This window comes from Geomonas limicola (assembly GCF_014193675.1).
In the GTDB taxonomy this organism is placed as follows: Bacteria; Desulfobacterota; Desulfuromonadia; order Geobacterales; family Geobacteraceae; genus Geomonas; species Geomonas limicola.
Genome location: NZ_BLXZ01000005.1, coordinates 191986 through 208504 on the forward strand (window position 1 = coordinate 191986; position 16519 = coordinate 208504).

16 protein-coding genes are annotated in these 16519 nt (G+C 61.6%); 13 read left to right on the top strand and 3 right to left on the bottom strand.

The genetic code is table 11. The features are described from left to right. Window positions 1-37 precede the first annotated feature (37 nt). Window positions 38-1615 (bottom strand): peptidylprolyl isomerase, encoded by a 1578-nt coding sequence (locus H7688_RS13545; protein WP_183361690.1) that lies wholly within the window; start codon window positions 1613-1615, stop codon window positions 38-40. A 230-nt stretch (window positions 1616-1845) separates the two neighbouring features. Here H7688_RS13545 and H7688_RS13550 point away from each other — a divergent pair, with 230 nt between their 5' ends. The 5 genes from H7688_RS13550 (at window position 1846) to H7688_RS13570 (ending at window position 6306) form a co-directional block, all read left to right on the top strand. Beyond that, window positions 1846-2889, top strand: a complete 1044-nt coding sequence (locus H7688_RS13550) for a rod shape-determining protein (protein WP_183361691.1) — start codon at window positions 1846-1848, stop codon at window positions 2887-2889. 186 nt (window positions 2890-3075) lie between these two features. Further along, window positions 3076-4092: a glycosyltransferase family 2 protein gene (locus H7688_RS13555; protein ID WP_183361692.1), complete on the top strand. Its 1017-nt coding sequence runs from the start codon at window positions 3076-3078 to the stop codon at window positions 4090-4092. Window positions 4093-4149: 57 nt separating this feature from the next. Beyond that, window positions 4150-4722: a D-sedoheptulose 7-phosphate isomerase gene (gmhA, locus tag H7688_RS13560; protein ID WP_183361693.1), complete on the top strand. Its 573-nt coding sequence runs from the start codon at window positions 4150-4152 to the stop codon at window positions 4720-4722. Window positions 4723-4807: 85 nt separating this feature from the next. Further along, a complete protein-coding gene (gmhB, locus tag H7688_RS13565) occupies window positions 4808-5392 on the top strand; it encodes a D-glycero-beta-D-manno-heptose 1,7-bisphosphate 7-phosphatase (protein ID WP_183361694.1) in 585 nt (194 codons plus the stop codon). A 137-nt stretch (window positions 5393-5529) separates the two neighbouring features. Then, window positions 5530-6306, top strand: coding sequence for a TSUP family transporter (locus H7688_RS13570; protein WP_183361695.1), 777 nt, complete (start codon window positions 5530-5532; stop codon window positions 6304-6306). 111 nt (window positions 6307-6417) lie between these two features. Here H7688_RS13570 and H7688_RS13575 read toward each other — a convergent pair whose 3' ends face one another. After that, on the bottom strand, window positions 6418-7086 hold the full coding sequence (locus H7688_RS13575; protein ID WP_183361696.1) for a hypothetical protein: 669 nt from the start codon (window positions 7084-7086) through the stop codon (window positions 6418-6420). Window positions 7087-7311: 225 nt separating this feature from the next. On the opposite strand from H7688_RS13575, the gene H7688_RS13580 reads away from it, so the two are divergent. From H7688_RS13580 to hypD, 4 genes are all read left to right on the top strand, one after another. Next, entirely contained in the window at window positions 7312-7515 is a 204-nt protein-coding gene (locus H7688_RS13580; protein WP_183361697.1) for a SlyX family protein, read from the top strand. A gap of 12 nt (window positions 7516-7527) precedes the next feature. Continuing rightward, complete coding sequence (locus H7688_RS13585; RefSeq protein ID WP_183361698.1) at window positions 7528-8478, top strand: aldo/keto reductase; 951 nt, start codon at window positions 7528-7530, stop codon at window positions 8476-8478. Window positions 8479-8642: 164 nt separating this feature from the next. Further along, window positions 8643-9530 (top strand): glycyl-radical enzyme activating protein, encoded by an 888-nt coding sequence (locus H7688_RS13590; protein WP_183361699.1) that lies wholly within the window; start codon window positions 8643-8645, stop codon window positions 9528-9530. Window positions 9531-9534: 4 nt separating this feature from the next. Next, on the top strand, window positions 9535-11895 hold the full coding sequence (hypD, locus tag H7688_RS13595) for a trans-4-hydroxy-L-proline dehydratase (RefSeq protein ID WP_183361700.1): 2361 nt from the start codon (window positions 9535-9537) through the stop codon (window positions 11893-11895). Between the two features lie 156 nt (window positions 11896-12051). On the opposite strand, the gene H7688_RS13600 is transcribed toward hypD, so the two are convergent. Continuing rightward, window positions 12052-12510 (bottom strand): bacteriohemerythrin, encoded by a 459-nt coding sequence (locus tag H7688_RS13600; RefSeq protein ID WP_183361701.1) that lies wholly within the window; start codon window positions 12508-12510, stop codon window positions 12052-12054. Between the two features lie 127 nt (window positions 12511-12637). Between H7688_RS13600 and H7688_RS13605 the strand changes: the two genes are divergently transcribed. From H7688_RS13605 to H7688_RS13620, 4 genes are all read left to right on the top strand, one after another. Next, the gene (locus H7688_RS13605; RefSeq protein WP_183361702.1) at window positions 12638-13597 is read left to right on the top strand and encodes a homocysteine S-methyltransferase family protein; all 960 of its coding nucleotides are present in this window, start codon (window positions 12638-12640) and stop codon (window positions 13595-13597) included. Window positions 13598-13664: 67 nt separating this feature from the next. After that, window positions 13665-13880, top strand: a complete 216-nt coding sequence (locus H7688_RS13610) for a DUF1653 domain-containing protein (RefSeq protein WP_183361703.1) — start codon at window positions 13665-13667, stop codon at window positions 13878-13880. A gap of 241 nt (window positions 13881-14121) precedes the next feature. Continuing rightward, complete coding sequence (locus H7688_RS13615; protein WP_183361704.1) at window positions 14122-15138, top strand: diguanylate cyclase domain-containing protein; 1017 nt, start codon at window positions 14122-14124, stop codon at window positions 15136-15138. A 213-nt stretch (window positions 15139-15351) separates the two neighbouring features. Continuing rightward, a complete protein-coding gene (locus tag H7688_RS13620; protein ID WP_183361705.1) occupies window positions 15352-16470 on the top strand; it encodes a methyl-accepting chemotaxis protein in 1119 nt (372 codons plus the stop codon). The last annotated feature ends 49 nt before the right edge of the window (window positions 16471-16519 follow it).

A 16519-nucleotide genomic window follows, 5' to 3' on the forward strand; every position in this document is an offset into this window, starting at 1 on the left:
CTGTGACTTCCGTTTTGTGGGGTAAGAAAATGCCGGCTTAATCGACCAGTGCCGGGTTGATCTCGATCTTCGCCTTGGCCCTGAGCCCCTTGAGCCAGGTATCAAGTGCCTCCTGCTGCTTCTTGGGGAGCAGGCTCTGCTTGATGGTCCCGGACTGCTTGGCGAGGTCTGCGGTCGGTGCATCGATACGGGACTTGAGTTTCACGGCGTACCAGCGGTCGCCGATCTTGAAGGGCTGCTTGGCAACCGGTGCTGCGTTGCTCAGGGTAAAGGCGGCTTCCATGAGCTCCTGCGAGGTGCCCAGGTTGGGAACCACGCCGGTGGCCGCATAGCCGAAGTTGCCGGTCTCCTTCAGGTTCGCACCCCCCTTGGCGAGCTGGGTCAGGGCTTCCTCGGCCTTCTTCTTGGCGAGTTCGGAAGCCTTCACCTCACGCACCTTCTGCTCCACGGCACCCTTGATCTGGGCCAGCGGCGGAACGGCGGCGGGCTTGCGTTCGGTCACCTTCACCAGGTAGATCCCTTTCGGGGTTTCCACCGGGCTGCCGAGCTCGTTCTGCTTCAGGGCAAAAGCCCGGGGCACCAGGTCCTTCTCGCCGGCCAGCTGTGCGGGGGGGGCTTGCAGGGTAAAGAGGCCGGTCTTCTCGACCTTGGCGCCCACGGCGGCTGCCGCGGCATCGATATCGCCCTGGGTGCGGAACTTGTTGGCAGCGTCGGCGGCCTTCTCGTAGGCCTCCTTGGCGGCCTTGGCCTTCAGTGCGTCGGCGGTTGCCTGGTCTTTCACCTCGGCAAACGGGAGGATGCCGCCCTTGCCCTGGTAACGGTCGATGTTCTTCTGATAGTAGCCCTGCGCCTCTTCCGGGGTGACGCTCGCCTTGGCTGCGAACTGTGCCGGGGAGACTACGGCATAGGCGATGGAGATCTGCTCGGGGGTCTTGAATTCGTTCTGGTGCTCCTGCAGGTAGCCCTCCAGGTCTTTGTCGGTCAGCTTCACCTCGCCCTTGACCTCGGCGGGGGAGAAGGAGACGTACTGCAGGTCGAGCTTGTCGTTTTGCTTTTTGAAGGCCTGGAGGATCTCCTGGTCGGAGACCGTCGCCTGGTCCTTGATCTTGTTGCGGGTCTTCTGGATCAGGAGCTCTTCTTGCTGGGCGTCCTCGAACTGCTCCGGGGTCATCCGGTTCATCTTAAGGGTCTGCTGGTACTGCTGGAAGTCGAAGGCGCCGTTTTTCTGGAAGGCCGGGATCTTGGCTATCTCCGCGGCAACCTCGTCCTTGGAGACCTTCATCCCCATGTCCTTGGCGGCCTTGCGGATCAGGACGGCATCGACCAGGGTGTCGACGGCCATCTTCTTGATCCCCATGGTCTTCTCAAGTTCGGGGGTGAGGGAGCGGCCGTAAATCTGCTCATAGATGCCGCGGGTGCGGTAGTAGGTCTTCTGGAACTCGTCGAGACTGATCTTGGTGCCGTCGACTTTTGCTGCGTAGCCGACCGGTCCGCCCGCCTTGTCACTGCCTCGACCCCAGACCAGGAAAATCGTGCCGATGAAGGAGAGCACGATGATGCCGAAGACCAGTTTGATCAAGATGGACTGTTGATACTTTCTCATTATACCCAGCATTGCAGTTCGACTCCTTTAGACCGAAAGTATGGACGGGACCATTAAAGAATAGTTGCGAATAATAAGGGAACTGATCGGTAAAAGCAAGAGAAGATTGAGGTTAGGCTGGCACGCGGCGTGTAGGAGTCTCCGCGTCAGATGGGGTTTTCTTTGTTGCAAGGGTGCGGAGTTTTTGCTATATTTCGTCCTTTATCGGGTGAGTGCCCGGAAGATACTCAAAGGAGTCAACGATGCTCAAGATTTTCGATGCCCTTTTCGGCATGTTTTCTAACGACCTGGCCATTGACCTTGGCACGGCAAATACCCTCGTTTACCTGAAAGGTAAGGGGATCGTGGTGCGCGAGCCTTCGGTGGTCGCGGTCCAGAAGATGCAAAACGGGCAGCAGAAGGTGCTTGCCGTCGGGATGGAGGCCAAGAAGATGCTGGGCCGCACCCCGGGTACCATTACCGCCATCCGTCCCATGAAGGACGGGGTCATCGCCGACTTCGACATCACCGAAGAGATGCTGCGCTACTTCATCCACAAGGTGCACAACAGAAAGACCCTGGTGCGCCCGCGGATCGTCATCTGCGTCCCTTCAGGGATCACCCAGGTGGAAAAGCGCGCCGTCAAGGAATCGGCCGAGAGTGCCGGTGCCCGCGAGGTGTACCTGATCGAGGAGCCGATGGCGGCCGCGATCGGCGCCGGCCTCCCCATCACCGAGGCCTCCGGCAACATGATCGTCGACATCGGCGGCGGCACCACCGAGGTGGCCGTGATCTCCCTGGCCGGCATCGTGTACACCAAGAGCGTGCGCGTGGGCGGCGACAAGATGGACGAGGCGATCGTCCAGTACATAAAGCGCAAGTACAACCTGCTGATCGGCGACCGCATGGCCGAACTGATCAAGATCGAGATCGGCGAGGCGTACCCGGGCACCGAGGTGCTGCACATGGAGGTGAAGGGGCGCGACCTGGTTTCCGGGATCCCCAAGACCACCGAGATCGATTCCAACGAGATCCGCGAGGCGCTCTCCGAGCCGGTGACCGCCATCGTCGACGCCGTGCGCAACTGCCTGGAGCGCACCCCGCCCGAACTGGCCGCCGACCTGGTGGACAAGGGGATCGTCCTGGCCGGTGGCGGCGCGCTTTTGCGCAACCTGGACACCCTTTTGCGCGAAGAGACCGGCCTTCCGGTGGTCACCGCTGAAGACCCGCTCTCCTGCGTCGTTCTCGGTTCCGGGAAGGTGCTGGACGAGCTGACCCTGCTGCGTAACGTAGCCGTCAGCACCTAGAAAGGAAGGTTGAGGTTAAGGTTGAGGTAGAGCGAAACCCGAGACCCAGCCGCTGCCCGGGGCCTAGGTCCAGGGGGGCTTGATACTTCAAGGTACCTCGATAGAGCTGAGGACACTTTGCCTTGCCGGCGGGTGTCCTTTCTTTTCCGTTTTCCCATACCGGTTTTGGCACTCTGAGGGCCCATCATGCCAGCTGCCACCATAGACATAGTTGTCCCGGTCTGGAACAAGCCCGCCGATACCCGTAACTGCCTGGTCAACCTGATCAACTTCACGCCCGAAGCCCGCTTCGTCATGATGGATTGCGGCAGCGAGCGGGAGACCGAACGCCTGTTGCAGGAGATCGCCGACAGTCTGGACGAGCGGGCTCTTTTGATGCGCGACGACAGCAACATCGGCTTCGTGCGTGCGGCCAACCGCGGGCTGGAACGCTCCGAAGCGCCCTACATCGCGCTTTTGAAGAGCACTTCCCTGGTGAGCGCCGGCTGGCTCGAACCGCTGTTGAACTTTGCCGCGGCGCACCCCGATGCGGGGATCCTGGTGCCGCAGCAGTCCCCGCGTGCCACCGAGTACGCCGAACCGCTGGAGATCGTCTCGGGGTGCTTCTCGGCCATGGTGATCCGGCGTGAGTTGTTCAGGGAGATCGGCGGTTTAGACGAAACCCTGGATGGCGCTGCCTTGTGCCTCAAGGACTTTACGCGCCGCGCCTGTGCCAAGGGGTACTACACCTGGCTGGTGCCGGGACCGTCGGTGACCTGCCAGGAGGAGGTGCAACTTGGCTCCGAGCGGCGCCGTGAGGAGATCCTCCACCACAGCCAGGAGGTCTTCCGGGAACGCTGGGGCGTAGGGCACAGCTACGTGCTGCACGTTCCCAAGGGGGTCGACCTCTCGCTGCTGCACCAGAAGTTCGACTGGCTCCTGAAGGGGGCGCGCCATGGCGACAGCTATTTCGTGCTGCTCCCCGCGGCGCTCTACAAGGCGGCCAAGCAGGAGCGCTTCGGCTACCTGCACGAGAACATCAAACTGATAGGACTGCCGCTTATCGCTACCGAGTCCGGCAGGCGCAAGGTCTACGAGCACCTCACGGTGGAGCATCCCGGTATCCGCGCCATCGCCGCGGTGGACGGGATACCGTTCCCCTGGGAGATCCCCTATCTCCCCTTCACCGAACTTACCGAACGGATCAGGGCAGGGTACCCGTAACAGGCGAGGCAGTGTGCAGCACCAGGAAAAGGGACCCGAGGTCCCGTAGGAGGCAGGTTGAAAGAGGAAATCCGGGTTCAGTTGCAGAAACATGTTGAGGTGATGGCCGCCATCGAGCGTGAGCTGTTGCCGAAGATGGAAGAGGCGGTCGAACTGCTCTGCGCCGCTTTCCGTGACGGGAAGAAGCTGCTGGTCATGGGTAACGGCGGTTCCGCTGCTGACGCCCAGCACTTTGCGGCAGAGATGGTCGGGCGTTTCCTGCTCGAGCGCAAGGCTTTACCCGCTGTCGCCCTTTCTACCGACACCTCGGCGCTTACCGCCCTTGGCAACGACTACGGCTTCGATCGGGTCTTCGCGCGGCAGGTGGAGGCCCACGCCCAGGCCGGCGACGTTGTCTTTGGCATCTCCACCAGCGGCAACTCCCCCAACGTGCAACAGGCGCTCGAGACTGCGGCCCGCTACGGTTGCCGCACCGTTGCGCTGCTCGGCAAGGACGGTGGCAGCATCAAGGAGGTAGCCGAACTCTCGCTCATCGTGCCGAGTTGCGACACACCGCGTATCCAGGAAGGCCACATCACCATCATCCATATTATGTGCGATCTGGTCGAGCGGCGGCTCTTCGGGAAGTAGCTGGTAGTACGAGCTTTTCAACGGCCGGTGCATTACCGGCATAACCGGCGTCCGAGTAGTTTTTAAGGCGCAGCAGGTTTACCGGATGGCAAAGAACAGGGCGGTATTTCTGGATCGCGACGGTACCATCAACGTCGAGGTCGAGTACTTAAGCCAGGTGGATGATTTTCAGTTTATCCCGGGTGTCCCCTGGGCCCTGAAATGTCTCAAGGAGGCGGGCTATCTCCTGGTGGTGGTGACCAACCAGTCGGGTATCGCTCGGGGCTACTACGACGAGGCCGCCCTCGAGAGCATCCACGAGCACATGCACCAGGACCTTGCCAGCTTCGGAGCGTCGCTGGATGCCTGCTACTTCTGCCCGCACCACCCGGAACACGGTACCGGCGATTACCGTACCGAGTGCGGCTGCCGCAAGCCGCTCCCCGGTATGCTGGAACAGGCAGCGGAGGATCTGGACATCGACCTGGCCGCCTCCTTCATGATCGGCGACAAACTGGGCGACATCGAGGCGGGCATTGCCGCCGGATGCACCTCGATACTGGTGCTGACCGGCTACGGGAACAAGGAGGTGGCGAAACTCCCCGCGGGGGTGGCAGTCTTTCCGGACCTGCTCGCTGCTGCGGAGGCCATCTTGAAGCTCGACGGTCGGGGGACCGACATCCCCGGCTAACCGATTTTCAGCTCCAGGCATAACGAACCCGGAATCCCCCTGGCTTTCAGGGGGATTCTTTTTTTCGCAAGGACCGCTTCACCCACCTGGCTGCACGATGCGTTGCCGGCAGGTGGTACCACGTACAAGGAAGTGCCATGACGTCAGCTGCAACAGTAGCCATTTCTCCCGTCTTGTTCCCCATCCTCTTTCTGACCGGTGCGATCGCCGGACTCATCGACTCCATTGCCGGTGGCGGCGGACTCATCACGATCCCGGTTCTTTTGGGGCTCGGTTTGCCACCGCAGTATGCCCTCGGCACCAACAAGCTGCAGGCCAGTTTCGGCTCGGCGAGTGCCATGTTCCACTTCGTAAAAGCCGGGACCGTGAACCTGAGGGACGCCCGCCCCGGTGTCGTCTGGACCACCGTGGGGGCGATCCTCGGCTCCTACACCGTGCAGCAGATCGATCCCGGATTCCTGAAAAAGTTCATCCCGTTTCTGCTCCTCGGCATTCTCTGCTACACCATCTTCACCCCCCGGCTTGGAGCCGAAGAGGTGCATCCGCGACTGCCCAGGCTCTGGTTCTATCTCCTGGCCGGACTGACGCTCGGCTTCTACGACGGTTTCCTCGGACCGGGGACCGGTTCCTTCTGGGTGGTCTCCATCATGCTCGGGCTCGGCTTCGACATGCGCAAGGGGACCGGCTATACCAAGCTCTTCAACTTCGTCAGCAACATCGTCTCGCTGGTGGTGTTCGTCTGGGGCGGGCACGTCCTTTTGTGGGCGGGGCTGGTGATGGGGGCGGGGCAGGCGGTGGGAGCCCGGATCGGGGCGCGGCTGGTGATCAAGAAGGGGACCAGCTTCGTCCGGCCCGTCTTCATCTGCTCGGTTCTGGCGGTGACGGCGAAACTCTTCTACGACAACTACAAGTAGGACGACTATAAGTCTTCTACGACAACTACCAGTAAAAGGACCAAAGTCCTCCCCCTCCCTCGACAGGAGGGGGATCGGCGCGCTCTTCACCGGTAATTCCCAGGTTTTCTGCTAGATCTCCCTCAGGTTTCCCGCTTCACCCTGCGGGTCGCTTCCTGCCGCTTCCACCTGGTTTTCCAGGTGGGTGATCAGCTCGCCCAGCTGGGGGAGGAACCCTCCGGGCACCTCGTCGAGCGAGCGCAGCGCCGACTCCAGCCGGCGCGCTGCCGAGAGCGTCGCCTTGAGGGGGGCCAGCGGGTTCGGCTCTTCGCGCAGTGCCGCCACTTCCTTAAACTTTTTCAGGACCGTCGGGTGGCTGCGCTCCTCCTCCACGATGCTCTTTCTGAGCTCGCCGTACTCCTCCTCCGTGAACCCCTTTTCCTCCTTGGCCTGGCGCAACAGGTCGACCGAACGGTAGTCGGGGAGCGGCTTCAGCTCCTGGCGCGGCGCCAGAAGCTGCGGCTCCTCCTTTTCCATGAAGCGGTAGGCCATGGTGAGTTTCTCCGCCGTACCGCGCTTGATCCGGATCTCCTGCACGCAGTACTCCTCGAAACTGCCGTACCCCCACTCGCGGAAGCGGGACTTGCTGTTCACCTGCAAGAGCTTTTCACCCAGCTCAACCCAGGACGATTTGAACTGTTTGGCCTTGTCCAGCACGACATAGCGGTCCGAACCCGGCTCGAGTTGTTCCATGATCTGCTCGATGTGGCGCTCGCCACTCGACTTAGGTGTATCCGGCATTGTGGTGCATCCTCCTGTCCGGACCTCTCAGCGGTGCCGGTACTGGGAACTTAGCAGAATGCATTCTCTTTTTGAAGTTTTTTTGTCTTGGCTATCGGTGAGATTCAGGTTAGACTTTGCTCCTTAGGCCCCGGTGAGACAGGTTTCTCAAGGGTTGCCGGTGCACCACCACCCAATGACAGATGCCCTCCGAGAAGATTCGGGTGGGCGTCGAGGAGATACTAGATGGAGCAGCGCCTGACAGATATGGAGATGCTGATCATGCACCAGGGGCATGTCATAGAACAGCTCAACGAGGTGGTGACCGCTCAGCAGAACAGTATCGACCGGCTGATGCTGGACGTGAAAGTCATCAAGGAACACCTGCGTGGCCTGCAGTCCTCCGAGCTCAGGCCGCTCTCCGAAGAAGAACCCCCGCCGCACTACTAGAAAGGATCCTTGATGAAGCGTGTCATCCTGGGTAAAACCGGATTGTCGGTCAACCCGTTGGTGTATGGGACCCTCCCCTTGGGGCCGCTGCAGGCGAACGTGAGCCCGCAGGAGGGGGGACGACTGATCCGCTACGCCCTGGAACGGGGGGTGAACCTCCTGGACAGCGCCGAACTGTACCAGACCTACGGGCACATCCGCGCGGCGCTCGACGGCTTTTCCGGTGACGTCTGCATCGCCACCAAGAGCCATGCGAACACTGCTGCCGCCACCCGCGCCCACGTGGAGCGTGCACTGAGCGAGCTGGGGCGCGAGCGCCTGGACATCGTGCACCTGCACGGGGCCCGGGTCGCCGATCCCTTCGTGGAGCGCGGCGAGGTAATCGAGGAACTCGTCAAGCTGAAAGGGGAGGGGAAGATCGGCCACGTCGGCCTCTCCTCGCACTTCGTAAGCGCCCTCCGCAAATCGGTGACGCACCCCGAGATCGAGGTGGTGCACCCGCTCATCAACCGAACCGGCATGGGGATCATCGACGGATCCGCCGCCGAGATGGCCGACGCCATTGCCGCCTGCGCGGCGGCAGGCAAGGGGGTCTATGCCATGAAGGCCCTGGCGGGCGGCAACCTGATCTCTTCGGCCCGCGAGAGTATCCGCTACGTGCTGGGGCTTCAGGGGGTGCACGGCATCGCGCTCGGCATGCTCTCCGAGGCCGAGATCGACGGCAACCTGGCGCTCTTCGAACGTGGCGAGGCCGACGAGCGGCTTTGGGAAAAGCTCGAAGGGAGGCGCCGCAAGCTGCAGATCATGCAGGCGTTCTGCAAAGGGTGTGGAGCCTGCGTCCCTGCCTGCACCAACAACGCGCTCGCCATGGTGGACGGGCATGCCGAGGTGGACGACGAGACCTGCATCCTGTGCGGCTACTGCGGCGCCGCCTGCCCCGAATTCATGATCCGCGTGGTGTAGGGAGACGCGGGAACAACGAAATAAACCGTTGGGTCGTTAAGGGGAGCAGCGGACCCAGACCCGACGACTCAACCACCCAACGCCTTTAATCGACGTAACGCCTTTAACCGACTTACGCTTCCCACGATAGGTGTCCCTTGGTCTACGGCAGTCAGGCAACTCCAGTGGCAACCGGTACGGTGTTCAACCTGCAGCGCTACTCCCTGCACGACGGTCCCGGCATCAGGACCACCGTCTTTTTAAAAGGCTGTCCTGCACGCTGTTGGTGGTGCCACAACCCCGAGAGCCAGGATCCCCATCCCGAAATCGCCATTTCCTCCTCATACTGCATCGCCTGCGATGCCTGCCTGCTTGCCTGCCACGAAGGGCTCAAGCCGAGGGAACAGTGCGTCCTGTGCGGCGACTGCTCCTCGACCTGTCCAACCGGGGCGCGCAGCGTGGTGGGGAGCACCATGACGGTGGACGACGTGGTCTCGCAGGTGCTGCGGGACCGGATGTTCTTCGAGGACTCGGGCGGCGGGGTCACCTTCTCGGGCGGCGAACCGCTCTCCCAGCCGCATTTCCTCAAGGCGCTGCTCGCCGCTTTCCGCTCCCACGAGATCCACACCTGCGTCGACACCGCCGGCCTGTGCTGCAGCGATGCGCTTCTCGAGGTCGCCCCGCTGGTCGATCTCTTCCTCTACGATCTCAAATGCATCGATCCCGCCCGGCACCTCGAGGGGACCGGCGTGGACAACCGCCAGATCCTGGAAAACCTGGAGCGGCTGAGCACGGTGCACCACAACATCTGGATCCGGATACCGGTAGTCCCCGGATTTAACGACGACAACGAGGAGATGGAGCGGCTGGCCCGGGCCGTGGCCGGGCGCCACGCGGTGCGCCAGGTCTGGCTGCTTCCCTACCACGAAACCTGGGCCGGGAAACCGGAGCGTTATGGCAAGGAACTGCCCATCAAGGCGCGGACCGGCGTGACGCCGCCGGCACCGGAAGAACTGGAGAACTTCGCCCGGATCTTTAGGGATCACGGCTGTACCACGAGTATCGGAGGGTAATACGATGACAGGAAGAACCAGTCGACTGCGCGAGGAAAGCCTGGCCGCGGAACCGGCGATCTCTGCCGAGCGCGCAATCCTGCTGACGGAATTCTACCGGGAAAACGAGGGACGCTGGTCGGTTCCGGTCCTCAGGGCCAAGTCGTTTTACTACCTCTGCGAGAAAAAGACCATCTACCTGGGAGAGGGGGAGCTCATCGTCGGAGAGCGCGGGCCCGCTCCCAAGCTGGTGCCTACCTATCCCGAACTTACCTGCCACTCGGTGGAAGACCTGAAGATCCTCAACTCGCGCCCCAAGACGAGCTACCGCGTGGACGACGCCTGCCTGGCCGCCTACGCCGATACCGTCATCCCGTACTGGAGCGGCCGCTCGCTCAGGGAGAAGATCTTCGAAGCGCTCCCGGCGGAGTGGCACCAGGCCTATCGGCTCGGTATCTTCACCGAGTTCATGGAACAGCGCGCTCCGGGGCATACCGTTTTGGACGACAAGATCTACCAGAAGGGGATGCTCGATTTCAAAAAGGACATCGCCCGCAGCCTGGCCGACCTCGATTTCGAGAACGATCCGCTGGCCTACGACAAGGCCGAAGAGTTGAAGGCGATGGACATCTCCTGCGATGCGGTGGTCCTCTTTGCCGAGCGTCACGCGAAGCTCGCCGAGAGTACCGCGGCGGCCACGAGCGATCCGGTGCGCAAGCGGGAGCTTATGAAGATAGCCGCTAACTGCCGCTGGGTGCCGGCCCATGCCCCGACCGATTTCTGGGAGGCGCTGCAGTCCTACTGGTTCTGCCACCTCGCCGTGATCACCGAGTTGAACGGCTGGGACGCCTTCAGCCCGGGGCACCTGGACCAGCACCTCATCTCGTTCTTCGAGCGCGGGCTTGCCGAGGGGACGCTTTCCCGCGAGGGGGCTCGCGAGCTTTTGGAGTGCTTCTTCGTCAAGTTCAACAACCATCCATCGCCGCCCAAGGTAGGCGTTACTGCCGCCGAGAGCGGCACCTACACCGATTTTGCCAACATCAACCTGGGTGGCCTCTTACCCGACGGCTCCGACGGCAGTAACGAGGTCTCGCACCTGTTGTTGGATATCATCGACGAGATGCACCTGTTGCAGCCCTCGAGCAACATCCAGCTCTCCCGCAAGTCGCCCGACGCCTTCCTGAAACATACCCTGAGGGTGGTGCGCAAGGGGTACGGTTTCCCCTCCATCTTCAACGCCGACAGTGTCGTCGAGGAACAGCTGCGCCAGGGAAAAACCCTGGTGGACGCCCGCGCCGGCGGCTGCAGCGGCTGCGTCGAGGTCGGTGCCTTCGGAAAAGAGGCCTACATCCTCACCGGCTACTTCAACCTGGTGAAGCTTCTGGAATTGGCCCTGCACGACGGTCTCGATCCGGCAAGCGGCGAGCAGCTGGGGCCGCACACCGGGGATCCCGCCAGCTTCACCAGCTTCGACCAGCTCTTCGAGGCCTTCCGGCAGCAGCTTGCGCACTTTATCGGCATCAAGATCCGCGGGAACCGGCTCATCGAGATGATCTACACGCGGCTTATGCCGGCGCCGTTTCTGTCGGTACTCACCGACGACTGCATCAGCCGCGGCATCGACTACAACGCCGGCGGCGCGCGCTACAACAACAGCTTCATCCAGGGGGTCGGGATCGGCAGCATCACCGATGCACTGTCGGCAATCGCCCAGCTGGTCTACGACGAGGGGCAGTTCTCCCTCTCCGAGTTGGCCGCGGTACTGGACCGCAACTTTGCCAGCGACGAGCCGCTGCGCCAGCGTCTTTTGCACAAGACCCACAAGTACGGTAACGACGACGACTACGCCGACGACATCATGCGCCGCGTTTTCGACGCCTTCTTCAACGAGGTGGACGGCAAGCCCAACACCAAGGAGGGGGTCTACCGCATCGAGATGCTGCCGACCACCTGCCACGTCTACTTCGGCTCGGTGACCGGCGCCACCTCGGACGGGCGCTTAAGCGGCACGCCGCTCTCCGAAGGGATTTCGCCGGTGCAGGGGGCCGACCGCAACGGGCCGACGGCGGTGATCCGCTCCGCAGGGAAGATGGACCACATCCGCAGTGGCGGTACGCTTCTCAACCTGAAGTTCTCGCCGGGGATGCTGGCAGGGGAGGGGGGGATCGATGCGTTGGCGGGATTGGTGCGCAGCTACTTCAAGATGGACGGGCACCACGTGCAGTTCAACGTGGTCAACGTCCAGACGCTGCGCAGGGCGCAGGAGCGCCCCAGCGAACACCGCGACCTGATCGTCAGGGTCGCCGGGTACAGCGACTACTTCTGCGACCTGAGCACCGCGCTGCAAAACGAGATCATCGAAAGGACCGAGCACACCGCGCTTTAAGAAGGCTGGGACGCTGAGGTTGGGATAAATATCCCACCTCTCCCGGACGGGAGAGGCGGCCGGAGGCCGGAGCAGGGTGTTAGGCGGTGACGGCAGGTTACGCGCCGGCGAATGATTATTCGCCCCTACACGTGGTTCAAGGTTGGTCCGTCTGTGTTACAGGGTGAGGACCACGCCGGCGGTTTTCGGGGAACCGTCCTCTGCTGCAGGGGCGTCTTCCCTCACCTGGATCTGATCCGCGAAGGCGCGGTCTGCTTGGAGGATGTGGCTGACGATCCAGTCGCGCAGCATGACCACCAACTCGAGGGCGAGGGTGGTTCTCCCCGAGTAGAAATCTATCTGCTGCGTGGTGATCCTGTCGATGAAGGACGCATGGAGGCGCTGGTGCTCCGAGCGTTGCGGGTAGCGGTACTCTGCCATCAGCCGTTCTTCCACGGCGAAATGGTAGGTCGCATAGTTGATCAGTTCGTCGATAACCTCTTCCAGTTCCGCCTTGTCTCTCTTTTCCAGGAAGAGCTGGTAGGTCTTGGCGAACAGGTCCAAGAGGTGCCGGTGATGCTCGTCGATTTCGGGTAAGCCTAAAGCGAACGAATTGTTCCATGCAATGGCAGACATAGGTGCCTCCGTGACTGAACTTGCTGCTTCGAAGGACTTTTCGGCGCGAGTTTCTAATAATTAAGCAATAGTTTTCAGAGACTTCGGCGCAATCGTTCTTACAATTTCTTTCTGAATCGGAGGTTGTATGCCGGCAGCGAGTTTCAGCGAGATGCTGCACCAGGGGAAGTGCATACTGGGGGAAGGTGCGGTGATAGAGCGGCTCAGGCGCGATCCCGCCATCGAGCTCGATCCGTACCTGGTGAACTCCCACCTCGTGTACCTCGAACCGGGGAGACAGGCTCTGGCAGCGATCTGTGGCGGGTACCTGGAGATCGCACGTCGCTTCGACCTGCCGCTTTTGCTCTCCACCCCCACCTGGCGTGCCTCCCGCGAGCGGATCGCCGCGGCCGGCCTGGCTGACCGGGATGTGAACGGCGACAACTTCAGGTTTCTGGACCAGTTGAGGAAAGGGTACGGCGCGTTCGGAGCTCGCGTTTATATCTGCGGGCTCTTGAGCTGCTCCGGTGATGCCTACCGCCCCGAGGAGGCGCTCTCGACGGCAGATGCACGCGATTTCCACGGCTGGCAGGCTGCGCGGTTGTCGGCATCCGGCGTGGATTTCCTGCTCGCCTCGACACTGCCGGCGCTGAGCGAGGCGACCGGACTGGCGCAGGCAATGGCGGCAACCGGGCTCCCCTACATCGTGAGTTTCGTGGCGCGCCCCACGGGGACCCTTTTGGACGGCACACCGCTCACCGAGGCGATCCGCTCGATAGACGCCGCCTCGCCGCAGAAACCGCTGGCCTACCTGGTCAACTGCACCCATGCAAGCGTTTTCCGCCCAGCCCTCCTCGATCCCCGGAACTCGTCGGATCTGGTACGTACGCGGGTTGTTGGCCTCTTGGCGAACACGGCAGCACTGTCTCCGGAAGAACTCGACAACAGTGAAGAACTTATCGAGGAGGATCCGGAGGTGTTCGGGCGCTCCGTCGCCGCGCTGCGTCGGGAACTGGGGATGCAGGTGCTGGGCGGCTGTTGCGGCACCGACGAACGGCACATCGAAAGCCTGGCGCGCCACCTGGTCGAAGAGGATGGGGTGAGCTGAGGTCTGCCTTGCCGATTGGGTGCTTGATGGGGAGTACTCAGACCAACAACGATAAGGATCAAAGTACATGTTCGTACAACCCGGCCGGTATCGGCACTACAAAGGGAATTTTTACCAGGTGATCGGCGTCGCTCGCCACAGCGAGACTGAAGAACCGATGGTGGTCTACCGCCAGCTCTACGGAAACCAGGAGCTCTGGGTCCGTCCCCTCGAGATGTTCCTCGAAACGGTGCTCGTTGAAGGACGTGCCGTCGCGAGATTCCAATTCTGCGCCCCCGACTGAAACAGGGGGCGTGCTGACCCTCCTTGTCTCCTCGCAGTACCCCGTTCTGCGTTCAACCTCCCCCCAGACAAACCCCATCCCAATCGACCATCTGTAAGGTTTTCTAAGGTTTTTCCCGACCAGATCCGCTCAAGCTCTGACAGAATCTGCCGATGAAAAGCATACATGGACGGCGGGTCTTCACGATCGAGCAAGGCCCGGCATTACCCCGCCTGCAGCAGTCCCACAGTTGGAGAATCAGATGCTTCAAGAGAATGCGCGCAGGGATCCGAACGTTCTCGTGCCGGGTTCCCGCTCCCTGGAAGACCCCTACCAAAACCTCGTAGATCTCTCACCATTCGGCATTTCGCTCTATCGAGACGGGTGCTTTGAGTTCGTGAACGCCGCCGGAGTCAGGATCCTTGGTGCAGCGTCCGAACAGGAGCTGGTGGGGAGGGAGATCCTCGACTTTGTCCACCCGCACTACCACCAGGTGTTCCTGGAACGGTTGAGGCTTCTTGAGGAGCGTAACGTCGAGGTCCCCTGGATGGAGGAGAAGTTTCTCCGCCTGGACGGGCTACCGGTCGACGTCGAGATTACGGCGCTCCCCTTCGGCCAGGACGGCTTCCAGATCCTCTTCCGCGACATTACTGAGCGCAAGGCCGCGGAACAGCGCCTGGAGCGGATGGCGAACTACGACGAGTTGACTGCGCTGCCGAGCCGCAGTTTCTTCTTCGACCGTCTGAACCAGCTCATTCTGCAGGGGAAGCGGGACGCCGCGAGGTTTGCCCTGCTGTTCATCGACCTGGACCGTTTCAGGGAGGTGAACGAGCAGCTCGGTCACTACTTCGGGGATCTGGTCCTCAAGGAGGTCGCGGTGCGCTTGAGGTTGTGTCTGCGGGAGACCGATACGGTCGCGCGGCTGGAGGGAGACAAGTTCCTGGTGCTCCTTTCCAGGATCGCCGACCGCCAGGACGCTGCCAAGATAGCCCAACGCATCGCCCTGGCTCTCCGCGAACCCTTCGACCTGCAGGGGCATGTCTGCGCGCTGGGTGCCAGTATTGGCATCAGCCTGTTTCCCGAGGACGGTGAGACCAAGGAGCAGCAGCTCCTCAAGGCGGATACCGCGAGGTACCGCAGCAAGCAGCTCGGACGCAGCAGCTTCCAGTTCTTTAGCCCCGATCCGGCCTCCAGTGACGCAGCTCGGCGCCTAAGCCGCAGTGGAGCGACACCGGGGAGCGAATTGGCGGTTCGGGCAGATTCTTTTCTGGTTTCCTGACGGGGTATGCACTGTCAGTCCTGCTGTGTCAGAGCAGTTTTGATCTGCGTCACGATGACCCCTGCAGGAAACGCTCAAGTTTCGTTTAATGATGCCGAAAAGTGTTTGTAGGAGGTATCCTGCATCAGGGACGCTGGATTCCGGAGCAGGCCTCCTGAGAGACCGCGGCCTCTTTTAGCTGAGAGACCATCCAAACCGATCAAGGAGAAAGCGATGGGACTTTTCGGAGGGTTCAACTGGCAGGAGTTGGAAGACAAAAAAGCTGAGGTTGCAAAGTACCTGCAGATGTTCGACAACGTCGACAACATCGTGATGCTGTGCGATACCACGCCCGAGAACAAGATTTTCTACATGAACAGCCGCGCCAAGGAACTGTTCGGCCAGCACCGCGGGGAGCTCAACTCCGGGTTGCGCGGGGCTGACGTAGCCCAGGCGGCCGGCAATTCAATCCACCAGTTCCACAAGGATCCGGGCCGCATCAGAAAGATCTTTGCTGCGCCACGCAACGACATGCCGCACCGTGCCGAGATTCCCATTGGGGAACTTACCCTGCGCACCACTGCATATCCCATCTGGGACCAGCTCAACCCGAACAAGGTGATCTGCTACATGGCCTGCTGGAGCGACATCACTGCGGAAAAGCTCATCCAGGCGATGACGGAGGAGCAGAAGCAGCGCAAGGAGTACCTGGAGTCCCAGGTGGCCCAGATCGCGACGGCCATGGAAGAGATGAGCGCCACCGTCAACGAGGTCGCCCACAACACCACCAACGCCTCGGATTCGGCAAGCACCGTCGCCAACAGCGCACGGGAAGGGCAGCAGGTGGTGAGCCAGGCGGTCCTTGAGATGCAGAAGGTGGCGGAGATCGTGCGCAGTTCGGCGGTGATCGTCAGAAGCCTCGGGGCCAAGTCCGAGAAGATCGGCGAGTTTGTCAGCGTGATCAACGACATCGCCGACCAGACCAACCTCCTTGCTCTCAACGCGGCCATCGAGGCGGCACGCGCCGGCGAGCAGGGACGGGGCTTTGCGGTCGTGGCCGACGAGGTGCGCAGCCTGGCTGACCGCACCGTCGCCTCCACCAAGGAGATCCGCCTGATGGTGAACGAAATCCAGAAGGAAACCGGACTTGCGGTGGAATCGATCGAGAAGGGGAAAGCAGAGGCGGAAATCGGCGAAAGCCTGTCGCACCAGGCCGATACCGCGCTCACCAATATCGTGGGCTCCATCGAATTGATCGAGACCGTCATCTCCCAGATCGCGACCGCTTCCGAAGAACAGGCCGCCACCGCTTCGATCATCGCCAGCAACCTGGAGCAGATCTCCCGCAGTTAATACGACCGACAAAGCGGAAATGACAAGACGACGCATCCAGTCAGGATGT